Annotated in this window: 25 protein-coding genes; 2 read left to right on the plus strand and 23 right to left on the minus strand. The window is 65.4% G+C overall.

The annotated features are described in order from the left end of the window. Positions 1–167 precede the first annotated feature (167 nt). The 3 genes from ACN5KJ_RS17170 to rplO all read right to left on the minus strand — a co-directional run bounded on the left by ACN5KJ_RS17170 (position 168) and on the right by rplO (position 2,718). Positions 168–746 (minus strand): adenylate kinase, encoded by a 579-nt coding sequence (locus ACN5KJ_RS17170; RefSeq protein WP_347166672.1) that lies wholly within the window; start codon positions 744–746, stop codon positions 168–170. Next, entirely contained in the window at positions 743–2,110 is a 1,368-nt protein-coding gene (gene secY, locus ACN5KJ_RS17175) for a preprotein translocase subunit SecY (protein ID WP_347166671.1), read from the minus strand. Before secY ends, ACN5KJ_RS17170 begins: the two co-directional genes overlap by 4 nt. 143 nt (positions 2,111–2,253) lie before the next feature. Then, positions 2,254–2,718, minus strand: coding sequence for a 50S ribosomal protein L15 (rplO, locus tag ACN5KJ_RS17180; RefSeq protein WP_206565188.1), 465 nt, complete (start codon positions 2,716–2,718; stop codon positions 2,254–2,256). 426 nt (positions 2,719–3,144) lie between these two features. Between rplO and ACN5KJ_RS17185 the strand changes: the two genes are divergently transcribed. Then, positions 3,145–4,425: a DEAD/DEAH box helicase gene (locus tag ACN5KJ_RS17185; protein WP_418595170.1), complete on the plus strand. Its 1,281-nt coding sequence runs from the start codon at positions 3,145–3,147 to the stop codon at positions 4,423–4,425. Positions 4,426–4,579: 154 nt separating this feature from the next. On the opposite strand, the gene ACN5KJ_RS17190 is transcribed toward ACN5KJ_RS17185, so the two are convergent. From ACN5KJ_RS17190 to ACN5KJ_RS17260, 15 genes are all read right to left on the minus strand, one after another. Then, complete coding sequence (locus ACN5KJ_RS17190; protein WP_418595171.1) at positions 4,580–5,788, minus strand: cytochrome P450; 1,209 nt, start codon at positions 5,786–5,788, stop codon at positions 4,580–4,582. Positions 5,789–5,873: 85 nt separating this feature from the next. Next, positions 5,874–6,659, minus strand: coding sequence for an MBL fold metallo-hydrolase (locus ACN5KJ_RS17195; RefSeq protein ID WP_418595172.1), 786 nt, complete (start codon positions 6,657–6,659; stop codon positions 5,874–5,876). A 578-nt stretch (positions 6,660–7,237) separates the two neighbouring features. Continuing rightward, on the minus strand, positions 7,238–7,423 hold the full coding sequence (gene rpmD / locus ACN5KJ_RS17200) for a 50S ribosomal protein L30 (RefSeq protein ID WP_023851013.1): 186 nt from the start codon (positions 7,421–7,423) through the stop codon (positions 7,238–7,240). Between the two features lie 5 nt (positions 7,424–7,428). After that, positions 7,429–8,007, minus strand: a complete 579-nt coding sequence (gene rpsE, locus ACN5KJ_RS17205; RefSeq protein WP_023851012.1) for a 30S ribosomal protein S5 — start codon at positions 8,005–8,007, stop codon at positions 7,429–7,431. Positions 8,008–8,190: 183 nt separating this feature from the next. Then, entirely contained in the window at positions 8,191–8,550 is a 360-nt protein-coding gene (gene rplR, locus ACN5KJ_RS17210) for a 50S ribosomal protein L18 (protein ID WP_418595173.1), read from the minus strand. 12 nt (positions 8,551–8,562) lie between these two features. Then, positions 8,563–9,096, minus strand: a complete 534-nt coding sequence (gene rplF / locus ACN5KJ_RS17215) for a 50S ribosomal protein L6 (RefSeq protein WP_347166663.1) — start codon at positions 9,094–9,096, stop codon at positions 8,563–8,565. A gap of 12 nt (positions 9,097–9,108) precedes the next feature. Then, positions 9,109–9,501 (minus strand): 30S ribosomal protein S8, encoded by a 393-nt coding sequence (gene rpsH, locus ACN5KJ_RS17220; RefSeq protein ID WP_206565182.1) that lies wholly within the window; start codon positions 9,499–9,501, stop codon positions 9,109–9,111. 13 nt (positions 9,502–9,514) lie between these two features. After that, a complete protein-coding gene (gene rpsN, locus ACN5KJ_RS17225; RefSeq protein WP_023851008.1) occupies positions 9,515–9,820 on the minus strand; it encodes a 30S ribosomal protein S14 in 306 nt (101 codons plus the stop codon). Between the two features lie 11 nt (positions 9,821–9,831). Then, positions 9,832–10,413, minus strand: a complete 582-nt coding sequence (gene rplE / locus ACN5KJ_RS17230; RefSeq protein WP_418595174.1) for a 50S ribosomal protein L5 — start codon at positions 10,411–10,413, stop codon at positions 9,832–9,834. Continuing rightward, positions 10,413–10,718 carry a 50S ribosomal protein L24 gene (rplX, locus tag ACN5KJ_RS17235; RefSeq protein ID WP_023851006.1) on the minus strand — a complete coding sequence of 102 codons (306 nt, stop codon included), beginning with the start codon at positions 10,716–10,718 and terminating at the stop codon, positions 10,413–10,415. Before rplX ends, rplE begins: the two co-directional genes overlap by 1 nt. Beyond that, positions 10,718–11,086: a 50S ribosomal protein L14 gene (gene rplN / locus ACN5KJ_RS17240; RefSeq protein WP_005854833.1), complete on the minus strand. Its 369-nt coding sequence runs from the start codon at positions 11,084–11,086 to the stop codon at positions 10,718–10,720. Before rplN ends, rplX begins: the two co-directional genes overlap by 1 nt. Positions 11,087–11,182: 96 nt before the next feature. Continuing rightward, positions 11,183–11,506 (minus strand): 30S ribosomal protein S17, encoded by a 324-nt coding sequence (rpsQ, locus tag ACN5KJ_RS17245; protein WP_347166662.1) that lies wholly within the window; start codon positions 11,504–11,506, stop codon positions 11,183–11,185. 3 nt (positions 11,507–11,509) lie between these two features. After that, entirely contained in the window at positions 11,510–11,719 is a 210-nt protein-coding gene (gene rpmC / locus ACN5KJ_RS17250; RefSeq protein WP_023851003.1) for a 50S ribosomal protein L29, read from the minus strand. A gap of 150 nt (positions 11,720–11,869) precedes the next feature. Next, positions 11,870–12,529, minus strand: a complete 660-nt coding sequence (locus tag ACN5KJ_RS17255) for a hypothetical protein (RefSeq protein WP_418595175.1) — start codon at positions 12,527–12,529, stop codon at positions 11,870–11,872. Positions 12,530–12,679: 150 nt separating this feature from the next. After that, positions 12,680–13,300: a TIGR02466 family protein gene (locus tag ACN5KJ_RS17260; RefSeq protein ID WP_418595176.1), complete on the minus strand. Its 621-nt coding sequence runs from the start codon at positions 13,298–13,300 to the stop codon at positions 12,680–12,682. A 92-nt stretch (positions 13,301–13,392) separates the two neighbouring features. Between ACN5KJ_RS17260 and ACN5KJ_RS17265 the strand changes: the two genes are divergently transcribed. Then, positions 13,393–14,160: a hypothetical protein gene (locus tag ACN5KJ_RS17265; protein WP_418595177.1), complete on the plus strand. Its 768-nt coding sequence runs from the start codon at positions 13,393–13,395 to the stop codon at positions 14,158–14,160. 252 nt (positions 14,161–14,412) lie between these two features. Here the strand turns inward: ACN5KJ_RS17265 and rplP are convergent, their stop codons facing one another. From rplP to rplB, 5 genes are all read right to left on the minus strand, one after another. Beyond that, the gene (rplP, locus tag ACN5KJ_RS17270; RefSeq protein ID WP_347166658.1) at positions 14,413–14,826 is read right to left on the minus strand and encodes a 50S ribosomal protein L16; all 414 of its coding nucleotides are present in this window, start codon (positions 14,824–14,826) and stop codon (positions 14,413–14,415) included. A 5-nt stretch (positions 14,827–14,831) separates the two neighbouring features. Continuing rightward, positions 14,832–15,551 carry a 30S ribosomal protein S3 gene (gene rpsC, locus ACN5KJ_RS17275; RefSeq protein WP_418595178.1) on the minus strand — a complete coding sequence of 240 codons (720 nt, stop codon included), beginning with the start codon at positions 15,549–15,551 and terminating at the stop codon, positions 14,832–14,834. After that, complete coding sequence (gene rplV, locus ACN5KJ_RS17280; RefSeq protein WP_347166656.1) at positions 15,551–15,931, minus strand: 50S ribosomal protein L22; 381 nt, start codon at positions 15,929–15,931, stop codon at positions 15,551–15,553. The genes rpsC and rplV overlap by 1 nt, the downstream gene beginning before the upstream one ends. Positions 15,932–15,934: 3 nt before the next feature. Further along, positions 15,935–16,213 (minus strand): 30S ribosomal protein S19, encoded by a 279-nt coding sequence (gene rpsS, locus ACN5KJ_RS17285; RefSeq protein ID WP_417722161.1) that lies wholly within the window; start codon positions 16,211–16,213, stop codon positions 15,935–15,937. A gap of 3 nt (positions 16,214–16,216) precedes the next feature. Further along, the coding region (gene rplB / locus ACN5KJ_RS17290) for a 50S ribosomal protein L2 (protein WP_418595179.1) at positions 16,217–16,695 on the minus strand (479 nt) is incomplete at its 5' end.

Raw genomic sequence — 16,695 nt, forward strand, 5'->3', positions numbered from 1 at the left:
CACAACCGAAGGCCCGAGGCGTCTGCCTGCGGGCCCAAGCTTGTCAGGTGATCTGCGCGGCGGGGGCGACCCGCCACACGGAATGATTCTCCGACGGAGATGCGGGTGCGTACGGGTTTTGCGACGAGGCGTCAACCCCTGCCGCCCCCGGCCCCGGCCCGGCGCGCTCAGGCGTCCAGTGTTGCCGCGATCTGCGCCTTGACCTCGTCCATGGCGGCCATGCCGTCGACGCGGCTGTAAAGGCCCTTGGCGTAGTAGTAGCCGACCAGCGGCGAGGTCATCTTGTAGTAGGCCGCAAGACGCGTGCGCAGCGATTCTTCGTTGTCGTCGGCGCGCACCGGCTGACCCGCGGCGCGGGCCTCTTCGGCGCGATTGACGATCCGGTGCACCAGCGCCTCGTCCTCGACCCGCAGCTCGATGACGTGATCCAGCGTCTGCCCGACCTCTGCCAGAAGCTCACCCAGCGCATCCGCCTGCTTCAGCGTGCGGGGGAAACCGTCGAAGATGAAGCCGGACGCCCCGCCCGCTTCCAGCTTTTCGCGGATCAGGCCGATGACGATCTCATCGGTGACAAGCTCGCCGCGGTCCATGACCTCGGCCACGCGCTTGCCCATTTCCGTCCCGCTGGTCTTGGCGGCGCGCAGCATGTCCCCGGTGGACAGTTGCACCATGCCGCGTTCTTCGACCAGTTTCGCGGCCTGCGTGCCCTTGCCCGCCCCCGGCGGTCCCAAAAGAATGATATTCATCGACGCGCCGGTGCCCCTCTTTTCTTCCGTGCCTTGCCACCCTTACCACGCAGCTGCGATTTCTGGATGAGACCTTCGTATTGATGCGCCAGCAGATGGCTTTGAACCTGCTGGATCGTGTCCATGGTCACGCTCACCACGATCAGCACCGAGGTGCCGCCGAAGTAGAACGGAATGGCGAACTGGTTCCGCACGATCTCTGGCAGCAGGCAGACCGCCGTCAGGTAGAGCGAGCCAAGGACCAGCACGCGGTTCACCACGTATTCAAGGTATTCCGCCGTCCGCTTGCCGGGCCGGATGCCGGGCACGAAGCCGTTCTGGTTCTTCAGGTTGTCCGCCACGTCGTCCGGTTTGAACGAGACGTTGAAGGTGTAGAAATAGGCGAAGAAGACGATCATCACCGCGAAGAACAGCAGGTAGAGCGGCTGGCCCGGTCCGAAGTAGGCGAGGATCGTCGACATGATCGGACCCGCGTCGGAACCCGAGAAGGTCGAGATCGTGATCGGCAGCAGCAGCAGCGACGAGGCGAAGATCGCCGGGATGACGCCCGCCGGGTTGACCTTGACCGGCAGGTGCGAGGATTGCGCCTCGGTCATCTTCATGCCGACCTGGCGGCGCGGGTACTGGATGGTGATCTTTCGCAGCGCCCTCTCCATGAAGACGACGAAGGCGATGGTGGCCACCACCATCACGATCACGCCGACGATCACGGCGGGGCTGATGGCGCCCGAGCGACCCGAGGCGAAGAACTGCGCCAGAGCGGCGGGAACCTCGGCGATGATGCCGACGAAGATGATCAGCGAGATGCCGTTGCCGACTCCGCGGGCGGTGATCTGCTCGCCCAGCCACATCAGGAACATGGTGCCGCCGACCAGCGTGATCATGCAGGACGCGCGGAAGTACCAGCCCGGATCGGTCACAAGGTCGCCCGCTTCCAGGGAGGCGGCCAGGCCGTAGGACTGGATCAGCGCCAGCACCACGGTGCCGTAACGCGTGTACTGGTTGATCTTCTTGCGCCCCTGCTCACCCTCTTTCTTGAGCTGCTCGAGCTGCGGCACCATGGCCGTCAGAAGCTGCACCATGATCGAGGCCGAGATGTAGGGCATGATGCCCAGAGCAAAGATCCCCATGCGTCCCAGCGCACCGCCGGTGAACATCGAGGCAATGCCCGCGATGCCGCTGGAGGCCTGGTCGACGAATTCCTTCAGCGCGGCGCCGTCGATGCCGGGAACGGGGATGAAGGTCCCCAGCCGGTAGACGATCAGCAGGCCAAGCGTAAACAGGATTCGGTTGCGCAGGTCGGTTGCCTTGCCAAGCGCCGCCCAGCTTGTGTTGGCGGCCATTTGCTCTGCTGCGGATACCATGCGGATCTCTCTGTTATGACAAACGCCGCCTCGACGCGTTTTCCAGCATCGGGCGGCGTTCGGGGAAAACTAGGGGCACATGTAAGCGGCGCGGACGCCGCTCACAACCCGGTATTGCGCCGTGGTCAGGGCGCAAGCGGGGCTCACTCCGCCGCCGCAGCCACCTTGAGCGAGCCGCCGGCCTTCTCGACCGCCTCGACAGCGGACTTCGATGCGCCGGTGACGTCGATGGTCAGCGCGCCGGTGATCTCACCCTTGGCGAGGACACGGATGCCGTCCAGCTTGCGGCGCACGAGGCCCGAAGCCACCAGCGAATCCTCGGTGATGGAACCGGCTTCCAGCTTGCCCGCGTCGACGAACTTCTGGATCAGGCCCAGGTTGACGACAGCGTATTCCTTGCGGTTCGGCTTGTTGAAGCCGCGCTTGGGCAGACGCTGGTACAGCGGCATCTGGCCGCCTTCGTAGCCATTGATGGCCACACCCGAACGGGACTTCTGACCCTTGATACCACGGCCACCCATCTTACCACGACCCGAACCCGGGCCACGGCCGATGCGCTGCTTGCGCTTGGTTGCGCCGGGATTGTCGCGCAGTTCATGCAGTTTCATATCGCTTCTCCATTGCCGGATGTGACCCTCGAAGCGAGATGGGCCAACCACGGCTTTTCTTGATTGTGAACGTGACCCCGCCCCGTTGTCCGAGTCGGGCCACCGGGCGCGTATACAGAAGGCCCGGCCCGCGATCAAGCCCACCGCCCCGCGCAGCCTTGACATTCTGCGCCGCGGCGCGCATATGCTCCCCTGTGCCGCACCCGCCGCGTGAGCGGGGCAGCAGGGCCGCCGGTCCGCACGGCACGACATCTCCGAACATGGCTCCCACATCACGCATGGGTTCCGACCCGCGACAGGCTTTCCGGCATCCGGCCGTGGCAGCCCGCGCTCGCGGTCACCCTATCGTGTGCCTCACGCCCCGCTGACGGGGCGCGGGCCCTCGTTCGTTTTGCGGGGCAGCTGCCCCGCCGCAAAGGAAAAGACTTGGATTTCGACATGCTGGGGCTGCCGCCCCGCCTTCAGGCCAACCTGGCCGCCCTTAACATCACCGCCCCCACCCCGATCCAGACGCAGGCGATCCCGCATGCGATGAACGGGCGTGACGTGCTGGGCCTTGCCCAGACCGGCACCGGCAAGACCGCCGCCTTCGGCCTGCCGCTGCTCTCTGCCCTGATGCGGATGGAGGGCCGGGCCGCGCCCAAGACCGCCCGCGCGCTGATCCTTGCGCCGACCCGCGAACTGGCCAAGCAGATCCTCGAGAACCTGCGCGCCTATGCCGAGGGCACCCACATCAAGACCGCGCTCGTGGTCGGCGGCCAGTCCATCAACGCGCAGGCCCAGAAGCTGACGAAGGGCACCGATGTGCTCGTCGCCACGCCGGGTCGCCTGATCGACCTCTTGGACCGCAAGGCCGTGCGTCTGGACGAGGCGAAGTTCCTCGTGCTGGACGAGGCCGACCAGATGCTGGACCTCGGTTTCATCCACGCGCTGCGCCAGATCGCCAAGGTCCTGCCCGCCGAGCGTCAGACCATGCTGTTCTCGGCCACCATGCCCAAGCAGATGGCCGAGATCGCCAGCGCCTACCTGACCGACGCCGTCCGGATCGAGGTCACGCCTCCGGGCAAGCCGGTCGAGCGCATCGAGCAAAGCGTCCACTTCGTCGAGCAGGCGCACAAGACCGGGCTGCTGATCACGCATCTGGACCGGCACCGCACCGATGCGGCGCTGGTCTTTGCCCGCACCAAGCACGGCGCCGAAAAGCTCAAGCGCCACCTTGAGGACAAGGGCTTTGCCGCCGCCTCGATCCACGGCAACAAGAGCCAGGGCCAGCGCGACCGCGCGCTGAAGTCCTTCAAGGAAGGCGAGCTGACCGTGCTCGTCGCCACCGACGTGGCGGCGCGCGGCATAGACATCCCCTCGGTGCGCTATGTCTACAACTACGACCTGCCGAACGTGCCAGACAACTACGTCCACCGCATCGGGCGCACCGCGCGCGCGGGCCGGGACGGCACCGCCATCGCCTATTGCGCGCCGACCGAGATGGACGAATTCCGCGCCATCCAGAAGGTCATGGGCCGCAAGATCGAGGTTGCCAGCGGTGAAGAGTGGGAAGGCGAGAAGAAGCCCGCCCGTGGTGGCGGTGGCCGTCGTCGCGGTGGCGGCGGCGGTGGCAATGGCGGCGGGCAAAAGCCCGGCACCACCCAGCCGCGCCGGTCGCGCGCGCGTCGCGGTGGCGGCGGCGGACGCCGGTCGCAGGCCGCATAAGCCTCTTCGCAGGAAACACAAAGGGCGCCCCGCAACGGGCGCCCTTTTCTTTTGGCCGCTTGGCCGGGGGTGCGGCGGGGTGGCCCCTGCGTCCCCGCGCGCACCCCCGCCCGTCTGCGCCAAGAACCCCAAGCACCGCGCTGCGCCCTGCCCCCTATCGCACCGAAATCGGCAGGCTGGCATAGCCCCGGAACCGCGCCAGCGGCACCCGGCTGCGCTGTCCGGTCTGCGCAAGCTTCGGAAACCGCTGCACGAAGCGCCCCAGCGCGATCCGCCCCTCGACCCGCGCCGGCGTCGCGCCAAGGCAGACGTGAATGCCGGTGATGAAGGCGATATGCCGGTTCGGCTTGCGGGTAATGTCCATGCGGTCGGGATCGGGGAAGACCTCGGGGTCGCGGTTCGCCGCCGCAATCGAGGTGTGGATATAGGTGCCCTTGGGGATCACCCCCGAGGCCAGCGCGATATCCTCTCCCGCCAGCCGGTTGCCGATCTGAAGCGGGCTTTCCAGCCGCAGGAATTCCTCGACCGCCGTGTCGATATGGCCGGGCTCCGCCAGCAGCAGCCGGTGCTGATCGGGCCAGTCCAGCAGCAGCCCGATGGCATTGCCCACGAGGCTGGTTGTCGTCTCGTGCCCGGCGTTCAGTAGGAAGATGCAGTTCTGCACCAGTTCCTCCTGCGTCAGGCGCCGCCCCTCATGCTCGCCGAAGATCAGGCTTTCCAGCACCTCGCCCTGATGCGCGCCCTCGGGATTGCGGCGGCGAAAGTCGATCAGGTCGGACAGGATCGCGCCGAACTCCTCCACCGCGCGATTGCCCTCGGTCAGCCGCTCGGGCGGGACGACGGGGTCCAGCGCGCCGAGGATCGCCAACGAATAGCCCCGCAGCTGTGCGCGATGCTCCTCGGGGATGCCCAGCATGAAGGAAATGATCTCGGTCGGCAGCACCTTGGCGAAATCCTCGATCAGGTCCAGCGTCCCCAGATCCTCGACCCGGTCGAGCAGCCGGTCGACGATGCCCGCGATCAGCGGCTCGAACTCGGCCAGCTTGCGCGGCGTGAAGGCGCCCGAGATCAGCCGCCGCACCACCGTGTGATAGGGCGGATCGTTGAAGATCAGCGAGGTCGTGTGATGGGTGTGCAGCGGGCAGCGCCCGAACTTCTCGCCGAAGGCCTCGGTCTTGTCCGACAGCATGTCGCGGCTCTGGTAGACCTTCAGGCAATCGGCGTGGCGCGTCAGGTAAACCGACCCGTCCGCATTGTGAAAGATCGGCTTCTCGGCCCGCAAGCGATGCAACAGCGGATGCGGGTCTTCGATGAATTCCGCGTCGATCCTGTTCAGGTCGAAGCGCGACAGATCCAGCGGCATGGTGATCGTCCTCCCGCCGCCAGAGTGACCCGCGCGCCGGGCGCGGGCAAGAGGCAGGACCACCCTGCCCGCCGGATCAGCGCCGTCAGCCCAGCTCGCCGGGCTTGTACCAGTCGCCCATCTGAACCTGCGCGGCCTCGCCCACCATTTCGGCGAAGGCCGCCGGATCCTGCGTGCCACCGTCGCGGCCCCGATAGTGATAAGGATAGACATAGGCCGGCGCGAAGGCCTTGACCGCATCCGCCGCCGCCTCTGCCGTCATGGTGAAGGGCAGGTTCATGCAGACGAAGGCCAGATCGATATCCTGCAGCGCCCGCATCTCCGGGATGTCCTCGGTGTCGCCCGAGACGTAGATCCGGAAACGGTCCATCGTCAGCACATAGCCGTTGTCGCGCCCTTCGGGGTGGAAGGTCTTGCGCTCCTCGGTCGTGTTATAGGCCGGGATCGCATCGATCTGCAGGTCGGTCAGGCTGGCGCTGGCGCCGTTCTCCATCGCCTGCGCATTGGCCTTCAGATCCTCCGACAGCATATCGAAGACCGCCGGGTTGGTGATCAGCTGCGTGTTTTCGCCCTTCACCGCGGCCAGCACCTCGGCATTGTAGTGGTCGCCGTGCTCATGCGTGATCAGGATCAGGTCGGCGGCAGGCATGCCCTCGTATTCGGACGGATCGCCGACCGGGTCGACGTAGATCACGCCCACCGGCGTTTCCAGCACGATCGAGGCATGGTGCACCGGATGCACCGTCACCGGACCGGCCCCGGTTTCGAACATGTCGCCGCCATGGGCTGCGGCGCGGGCGCGGAAGGGCAGCACGGTGATCGCTCCGGCAGCGGTGGCAGTGGCCAGAAAGGCCCGTCTGGTCTGTGTCATGACTTCTCTCCCTGTGATGTGATCTGGGCGAGAGCTAGGACAATGCGCCGCCCCGTCCATGCAGGGTGACGGGAATGTCAGGGCCTGAAACGACAAAGGCGCCCGCAAAGGGGCGCCCGCATCGACTGTCGTCAGGGGTTGGCGGCTCAGCCGCGGAACCCGCCCTGGCTGCGCAGGTAGTCCGTCCAGCAAGGGACCGGCTCTGCCTTGAGACGCGCGGCAATGGCAAGAAAGATCGCTTTCATGGCTCTGCTCCGTTGGCGATAAACACTGCGCACCGGATACGCTGCACCGCAGCAAAGCACAAAGCCCGTTTCCGCAGCCCCGCCATGCGCGCGCCGCATGGATTTGCAACCGATTCGGGACCAGCCCGCCGGAACGCCCCGGCGCCCGCGCGCCCCCCTCTTCTCTGGTCTTCCAAATGCCCTCGGGGGGAGGCCGCAGGCCGGGGGGCAGAGCCCCCGCACCGCCCGCCCGAAACGGCACAGGGCCGGTCCGGCAGTGGGCGCCCCCGAACGCAAAAAGGCCCCGGAGCATCGCGCCCGGGGCCTTTTCCAAAGCTCTTAGAGGATCCGGCCTCAGCCGCGCTCTTCGACGATCTCGACGAGGTGCGGAATCTTGCGGATCATGCCGCGCACGGAGGGCGTGTCTTCCAGCTCGCGCACGCGGTGCATCTTGTTCAGGCCAAGCCCGATCAGCGTCTTGCGCTGGATTTCCGGGCGGCGGATCGGAGAACCGATCTGTTTGACGACGATGGTTGCCATGTGGATCAAGCCTCCTCAGCGACCTGGGTGGATTCCGCCGGGGCGTCTTCACGCTTGGGCAGGATATCCGCGACCTTCTTGCCACGACGCTGGGCGACGTTGCGCGGGGACTGCTCTTTCGAGAGACCTTCCAGCGTGGCACGGATCATGTTGTAGGGGTTCTGCGAGCCGGTCGACTTGGCGACGACGTCGTGCACACCCAGCATCTCGAAGACGGCACGCATCGGACCACCGGCGATGATACCGGTACCCTGAGGCGCGGTCCGCATCACGACGCGGCCGGCACCGTGACGGCCGGTGATGTCGTGGTGCAGGGTGCGGCCTTCTTTCAGCGGCACGCGCATCATCTTGCGCTTGGCCTGCTCGGTCGCCTTGCGGATGGCCTCGGGGACCTCCTTGGCCTTGCCCTTGCCGAAGCCGACGCGGCCCTTCTGGTCGCCGACCACGACGAGCGCGGCGAAACCGAAGCGCTTACCGCCCTTGACGGTCTTGGACACACGGTTGATCGCGACAAGACGATCTGCGAATTCCGGCGTTTCGTCGCGGTCGCGACGGTTGCCCCGGCGGTTATCACGTTCTGCCATTCAGGCTTTCCTTTTCCTTGGGTCCAAGAACCCGTTGTTCCCAATCCTAGTGATGCGCCAGGCGCGTCCCGGATCATCGAGGCCCGAGGGCCTGCAGGGGGTGGTGGGCCGAAACCCACCCTGCCCCGGAATCGCGACCCCGGGACAAAGCGGCAGGGTGGGTCTTGCGACCCACCCCGACCGTCAGATCTTCAGGCCTGCTTCGCGGGCCGCGTCGGCCAGGGCCTTGACGCGACCGTGGAAGAGGAAACCGCCGCGGTCGAAGTAAGCTTCTTCCACACCGGCTGCCTTGGCACGCTCGGCAATCGCCGCGCCGACCTTTGCAGCCGCCTCGACGTTGTTCTTGCCGACCACGCCCAGCGACGGCTCGAGCGACGAAGCCGAAGCCAGCGTCTTGCCCGCGATGTCGTCGATGAGCTGCACCGAGATGTTCTTGTTCGAACGGTGAACGGAAAGGCGCACGCGACCCGCGTTGACTTCCCGCAGCTTGTTCCGGACGCGCAGGCGGCGCTTCTGGAACAGTTGGAGTTTACTGTTAGCCATATCCCTGCGTCCTTACTTCTTCTTGCCTTCCTTCTGGAAGATGTACTCGCCCTTGTAGCGGATACCCTTCCCCTTGTACGGCTCGGGACGGCGCCAGTCGCGGATGTTCGCCGCAACCTGACCGACCTGCTGGGCATCGTGACCCTCGACGACGATTTCCGTCGGCTTCGGGCACACAACGGTGATGCCCTGCGGGATCTCGAAGTCCACGTCGTGCGAGTAGCCGAGGTTCAGCTTCAGGGTGTTGCCCTGAACCTGAGCGCGGTAACCCACACCCTGGATTTCCAGCTCTTTCTTGAAGGTGTTCTGCACACCGTGCACCAGGTTGGACACGACGGTGCGGGACATACCCCACTGCTGACGGGCGCGCTTGGAATTGCCGCGCGGCGTCACGGTGATCACGTTGTCGTTGACCGCAAGGGTCACGTCATCGGTCGCCGTGAAGGTCTGGGTGCCTTTCGGCCCCTTCACTTCGATGGTCTGGCCCTTCACCTCTGCCGAGACGCCCGAGGGCAGTTCGACGGGCTTCTTACCAATACGAGACATTGTCAGGCCTCCTTAGAATACGGTGCAAAGCACTTCGCCGCCGACGTTGGCTGCGCGTGCGTTTGCGTCCGACATCACACCCTTGGGGGTGGAGACAATCGACACGCCCAGGCCGTTGCGGACCGAGGGGATGTCACTGACGCCCATGTAGACGCGGCGGCCGGGCTTGGAGACCCGCTTGAGCTCGCGAATGACGGGGGCGCCGTCGAAGTACTTCAGGCTGATCTCGAAGGCCGGGTGGCCGTTCTCGTCCGTGGTGGACTCGTAGCCGCGGATGTAGCCTTCGTCCGCCAGCACGTCGAGAACCCAGCCACGCAGCTTGGAGGCCGGCGTGTTGGTGACCGACTTGCCGCGCATGCCTGCGTTGCGGATACGGGTGAGCATATCGCCGATAGGATCGTTCATATCTTACCCTCCCTTACCAGCTGGATTTCACGACGCCGGGGAGCTTGCCGTTCGAGCCAAGCTCGCGCAGCATGATCCGGCTGATCTTCAGCTTGCGGTAGTACGCATGCGGACGACCCGTCAGCTGGCAGCGGTTGTGCAGCCGCGACGGAGCGGAGTTACGGGGCAGTTTCGCAAGCTTCAGACGCGCCTTGAAGCGCTCTTCCATCGGCTTGGATTCGTCGTTTGCGATTTCTTTCAGCTCGGCCCGCTTGGCGGCGTATTTCTCCACCAGGCGCTCCCGCTTCTTCTCGCGTTCGATCATGGATTTCTTGGCCATGTCTTGTCCTCTTACGCCTTGATGAACGGCATGTTGAAGTGCTTCAACAGCGCCTTGGCCTGGTCGTCGGCGGAATGCTCGCCGAACTGCTGGGCCGTGGTGGTCACGATGATGTCCATGCCCCAGACCTCGTCGACCTTGTCGAACTCGATCTCGGGGAACACGATGTGCTCTTTCAGGCCCATGGCAAAGTTGCCACGACCGTCGAAAGAGGGCTTCACACCGCGGAAGTCACGGATGCGGGGCATCGCGATGGTCACCAGACGGTCGAGGAATTCGTACATGCGCACGTCACGAAGGGTGACCTTCGCGCCGATGATCATGCCCTCACGCAGACGGAAGGGCGCGTGCGATTTCTTCGCCTTGGTGCCCACCGCCAGCTGGCCGGCGATCTTGGTCAGGTCCTCGACGGCCGACTTGGCCTTCTTGGAGTCGCGCACCGCCTCTGCACCGCAGCCGATGTTCAGGACGATCTTGTCCAGACGCGGGATCTGCATGTCGTTGGTGTAGCCGAACTCTTCCTTCATCGCGGCCTTGATGGTCTCGCGATAGGTGGTCTTCAGGCGGGGGGTGTAATTTGCAGCGTCAAGCATCAGATCACGTCTCCCGTGGTCTTGGCGAAGCGGACCTTCTTGCCGTCTTCCTCGCGGAAGCCAACGCGGGTCGCCTTGCCGTTGCCATCGACGATGGCGAGGTTCGACAGGTCGATCGGCAGGGCCTTGGGCACACGACCGCCCTGGGCGGTCTGGCTTTGGCGGGTGTGGCGGATGGCAACGTTCACGCCGTCGACGACGGCCTTGCCGGCCTTGGGGTCGACAGAGGTGATCTCACCGGTCTTGCCCTTGTCCTTGCCGGTCAGAACGACGACCTTGTCACCCTTGCGGAGCTTGGCAGCCATTACAGCACCTCCGGAGCAAGCGAAATGATCTTCATGAAGTTCTTCGCGCGCAGTTCACGCACCACCGGCCCGAAGATACGGGTGCCGACAGGCTCGCCCGAGTTGTTCAGGATGACGGCAGCATTGCGGTCAAAGCGGATGGACGTGCCGTCTTCGCGGCGGACTTCCTTGGCGGTGCGCACGACGACGGCCTTGCGGACGTCACCCTTCTTCACGCGACCACGCGGAATTGCCTCCTTCACCGACACCACGATGATGTCGCCGACAGAGGCATAACGGCGGTGCGAACCGCCCAGAACCTTGATGCACTGAACCTTCCGGGCTCCGGAATTGTCAGCAACATCCAGATTTGTCTGCATCTGGATCATGGATTTTCTCCCGACGTCCCGGACCGCTCTGCAGAGAACATTGGTCCGGGGGTTTCGAATAGGTTCGGGGCCGCGTGAACGGCCCCGACACTGCCCTTAGTGGGCGGCTTCTGCTTCGTGTGCGGCTTCTTCGATCTTCTGGGCTTCGGCGGCAGCCTCGGCGCGCAGCTTCTCGTGTTCTGCCTTCATCTCTTCGGTCATGACTTCCCAGCGCTTGGTCTTCGACTTCGGCGCGCACTCACGGATGAGGACGTTGTCACCGACGTTGAAGATCTCGCCTTCGTCATGGGCGCGGTACTTCTTGGACTTCTTGATCGTCTTCTGAAGAACCGGGTGCTTGAAGCGGCGGACAACCTGGACCGTCACGGTCTGGGCGTTGGCGGTGGAGGTCACGGTGCCTGCAAGGATACGCTTGGGCATTGCTTATGCCTCCGTCTTGGCCGCGTCGGCGGCTTTCTGGTTCAGGACGGTCTTCACCCGCGCGACGTCGCGGCGGACCTGGCGCATGCGCGCGGTGTTTTCCAGCTGGCTCGTGGCCGCCTGGAAGCGGAGGTTGAAAGCCTCCTTCTTGAGCTCGACAAGCTGATCCCGGAGCTGGTCCGGGGTCTTGTCACGGAGTTCCTGGGCGTTCATGCGCCTCTCCTTTGTTGCAACATCACCGGAAGGCCCCCGTCTGCCTAGGCGTGCAGGGTCACCCTGATTCCGGTGGAGTCCGTGGATGAGCGGCCCCTATAGGCGCTTATCGCCAACAGGGCAAGGGAAACTTGACGTGTCGCCGGGCGCCTAGGCGTCGAAACGCGAGCGCCGCAGCCGGGCAAGATGGCCGTCGCGGATGGCAAGCGGATGCACGACACCCAATTGCGCCGGGATCTCAGGCAGTTCGAGGATCCGCGCGATGGCGAAGCGGTGATTGCCGCCGCCGCTGCGCAGGCAGGTGCCGTCGCGGGCCAGGTGCACGAAGGTCGCGCCGTGTTCGCGCCGGTAATAGGCGTCGGGCAACTCGTGCATCCGCAAGAGGCGCCCGCGCTGCCGGGTTTCGGAGAAGATGCGGTCAAGACGGCTGTAGCGCTCCTTGATCTCCTCGACGCTGCGGCAGCCGTCCGGCGCCTCGCCGCGCTCCAGTTTCGCCATGAGGTCGCGGAAAACCGGGGTTTCCTCCCAGTCGGCACCCTCGACCCAATGCATGTGGCAGCTGGTGAACTTGAAGCCTTCCTGCACCGGGCTTCTGTTGAGATCCCAGTCACCGTCCAGAACCAGACCGCTGGAATGGCGTCGCAGCTTGGGCCCGCCCGGCCAGAAGAACCCCTCGGTGCCCCGCACCGGATCGGGAAAGACCGCCATGTCCGACAACGGCCCCTCGGCCCCGAACCGCAGGCGGTTCAGCAGGTCGCGCAGGAACTTGCGTGGCCGCTGCGCCTCGATGGCGCGGACCAGATCCTGCAAGATGCCTCCCGGCAAGGCGCCATGGGTTATCGCGGCCACTGTCACACATCCCTCACTGAAGTGACATGAAACAGTTACATCGGACCGCGCGCCGGGCAAATCAAGAGAAGAATAGGCAACCTCCCGGAAAAGTGCCCTGCCGGGCGGGGCCTACTCCCACTTGTAGTTGAAGCTGACCGAGATACGCTCTTGCTCGGACATGTTCATCGGCACCTCGTGGCGCAGCCACGACTCCCACAGCAGCACCTCGCCCACTGCCGGTTTCTCGTAGATGAAGCTCCGCAGCTCTTCCCGCGCGCCCTTGCGCCGGGTCGGCGCCCCCATCATGAAGCCCAGCCGCGGGTCCTCCAGCTTCAGCGCCGAAGCGCCCTCGGGCATGGCGACATAGGTCGTCCCCGAGATCACCGAATGCGGATGCAGGTGCAGACCGTGGCTACCGCCCTCGGGCAGGATGTTGATCCACAGGTCTTCCAGTTGCAGCGCCTTGTCGCCCAGGTCGAATTCCAGATCCTCGGCAAAGGCGGCGACATGGGCATCCAGCGCCGTCTTCAGATCGGCGAAGATCGGAAAGCGCCAGGGCAGGTCCGCCAGCGAGGCATAGGAGGTGTAGCCCGGAAAGCCCTCTGCCTCGCACCAGTCCTGCCCGGCCTCGTCGTCCTCGGCGATGGACAGGCAGGCGGCCTCCAGCTCGGCGGCATCGACGGCAGGCGCGTGTTCGGACAGGGCAGCACGGTAAAGACGGGTGGCAAAGAGCGAGCGGATCGCGGGCATGACGGAACTCCGTGGATCAATCTGGTTCGAGGCAATGGAATCCTAACCTCTCGCCGTCAAGGTCGCCGCACAGAATGAGAGGCCAGAGCAGAATGTTCTCCAGACCGTTTCCCGGCGCCGCCGCCGGACCCTCCGCCATGGCCATGGCGATCCCTGCCCTCCTGTGCGCCCTGCTCGCGGCCCCGCCCGCCTCGGCGCAGTCGCTCTTTCCCGGCAGTGCCGACAGCCGGCGCACGGCCCTCCTGCCCACGCCCGCCGGGGAGGGTGGCCAGCCCCGCAGCGCCAGCCTCTTTACCGGCACCGGGGCAGGCAGCCTCTTTGCCCCCCTGCCCGCCCCCGCCATCACTGCCCGCCCCACCGATCCGGCGATCCTGCCGGGCACAGGCGCGGAGGACCGCCTGCGCCACCTGATTGCCGAGGCAGAGGCCGGGCGCGCGGGCTACGACGCGGTCAACCACGGCGCGCGGATCAAGCCGCCGCGCCGCCCCTCGACCATGACCATCGGCGAGATCTACGACTGGATCGCCGCCACCCCGGGCCAGCCCCATGCCATCGGGCGCTACCAGTTCATCCCCGCGACGCTGCGCCGCCTGATCCGGGCGCAGGGCCTCGACCCGGGCGCGGTCTTCTCGCCCGCCCTGCAGGACCGCCTTGCCGACCAGTTGCTCGCCGAGGCCGGCCTCGGGTCATTCCAACGCGGAGAAATGACGCGCCGCACCTTCATGAAGCGGCTCGCCCGGATCTGGGCCGGCCTGCCCCTGCCCTCGGGCAAATCCTACTACCAGGGTGTCGCGGGCAACAAGGCCACCATGAGCTGGGCGCGGTTCGAAGCGGCCATGGCGCAAATCTTCCCGGGCTGACCCACGCGCCAGGGGCCCCCGAAACCACCCCCTGCTTCTTCTTGGTCCAAATACCTGAAGCCCGGGCGCCCCCGGCGTCCCGGTTGGCCCGGATCCCCCCGCCGAGCGTCGTCCCGGTGGCAGGCCGCAAGGGCGCCGCCGGCCCGGCTCGCCCGGTCCCGGATCACGGCAGCGGACAAAGCAAAACCCCCGGGCCATTGCTGACCCGGGGGTTTCCTGTTCCGTCGAGTGGGTCATCGACCCACCGTCCGCTTACCAGTCCTCGCGGAGGACGACGCGGGTCTTGATCGGCAGCTTCATGGCGGCCAGACGCAGCGCCTCGCGGGCCACCTCTTCACCGACGCCGTCGATCTCGAACATCACGCGACCCGGCTTGACCTTGCAGGCCCAGCGATCGACCGAGCCCTTGCCCTTACCCATACGAACCTCGATGGGCTTGGCGCTGACCGGGGTGTCCGGGAAGATGCGGATCCAGACGCGACCCTGACGCTTCATGTGACGCGTCATGGCACGGCGGGCTGCCTCGATCTGGCGGGCGGTGACCCGCTCGGGCTCGAGCGCCTTCAGACCGTAGGTACCGAAGTTCAGGTCAGAGCCGCCCTTGGCCTCACCCTTGATCCGGCCCTTGAACATCTTGCGGAATTTTGTGCGCTTAGGTTGAAGCACGACGCTTACCTCCGATCATCGCGACGGCCACCGGCGCCACGCGGGGCCGGGCCGTCCTGGATTTCCTGCGACTTGCGGTCACGCGCCTGCGGGTCGTGGTCCATGATCTCGCCTTTGAAGATCCAGACCTTGATCCCGATGATGCCGTAGGGCGTGGTCGCCTCGACATTCGCGTAATCGATGTCGGCACGCAGGGTGTGCAGCGGCACGCGGCCTTCGCGGTACCATTCGGTCCGTGCGATCTCGGCACCGCCGAGACGGCCCGCGACGTTCACCCGGATACCCAGGGCGCCCATGCGCATGGCGTTCTGCACGGCCCGCTTCATCGCGCGACGGAAGGACACACGGCGCTCCAGCTGCTGAGCGATGGACTCGCCAACGAGCTGTGCGTCGAGTTCCGGCTTGCGAACCTCAACAATGTTCAGGTGCAGCTCGGAATCGGTCATGGAAGCGATCTTCTTGCGAAGAACTTCGATGTCCGCGCCTTTTTTGCCGATGATCACGCCCGGACGCGCGGTGTGAATGGTCACACGGCACTTCTTGTGGGGGCGTTCGATGATCACGCGGGCGATGCCGGCCTGCTTGCACTCTTCATGGATGAAGTCGCGGATCTTGAGATCCTCGAGAAGCAGGTTGCCGTAGTCCTTGGTGTCTGCGTACCAGCGCGAGTCCCAGGTGCGGTTCACCTGAAGACGCATGCCGATCGGATTGGTCTTGTTACCCATCAGGCCTGCTCCTCGACTTGACGCACTTTGATCGTGATTTCCGAGAACGGCTTGTTGATGCGGCCAAAGCGGCCACGAGCCCGGGGACGCCCGCGCTTCATCACAAGGTTCTTGCCCACGTAGGCCTCGGCGACGACCAGTTCATCGACGTCCAGACCGTGGTTGTTCTCGGCGTTCGCGATGGCGGACTGCAGGCACTTCTTGACGTCGATGGCGATCCGCTTCTTCGAGAAGGTCAGGTCCGTGAGGGCCTTTTCCACCTTCTTGCCACGGATCAGCGCAGCGACGAGGTTCAGTTTCTGCGGGCTGGTGCGCAGCATGCGCAGCTTTGCCATCGCCTCGTTGTCCGCCACGCGGCGGGGATTCTTATCCTTGCCCATGGCTTACTTCCTCTTGGCTTTCTTGTCGGCCGCGTGACCGTAATAGGTACGGGTCGGTGCGTATTCGCCGAACTTCTGGCCGATCATGTCTTCGGAGACGTTGACCGGCACGTGCTTCTGACCGTTGTAGACCGCAAACGTCAGGCCCACGAACTGGGGCAGGATCGTCGAACGGCGCGACCAGATCTTGATGACTTCGTTCTTGCCCGACTCGCGAACCTTCTCGGCCTTCTTCAGGACGTAGGCGTCGACGAACGGACCCTTCCAAACAGAGCGCGTCATGGATTACCGCCCTTTCTTCTTGGCGTGACGCGAGCGGATGATCAGCTTCTGCGACGCTTTGTTGGGATTGCGGGTCTTCTTGCCCTTGGTCGGCTTGCCCCACGGGGTCACCGGGTGACGGCCACCGGAGGTCCGGCCTTCACCACCACCGTGCGGGTGGTCGATCGGGTTCATGACGACGCCGCGGACGGAGGGACGCTTGCCGTAGTGGCGGTTGCGCCCGGCCTTGCCGAGGTTCTGGTTGGAGTTGTCGGGGTTCGACACGGCACCGACGGTGGCCATGCATTCCTGACGCACCATGCGCAGTTCGCCCGAGGACAGGCGGATCTGGGCGTAACCGCCGTCACGACCGACGAACTGGGCGTAGGTACCCGCCGCGCGGGCGATCTGGCCGCCCTTGCCGGGCTTCAGTTCGATGTTGTGGACGATCGTGCCGATCGGCAGGCCCGAGAAGGGCATCGCGTTGCCGGGCTTGATGTCGG

The sequence above is a fragment of the Ponticoccus sp. (in: a-proteobacteria) genome, assembly GCF_048381735.1.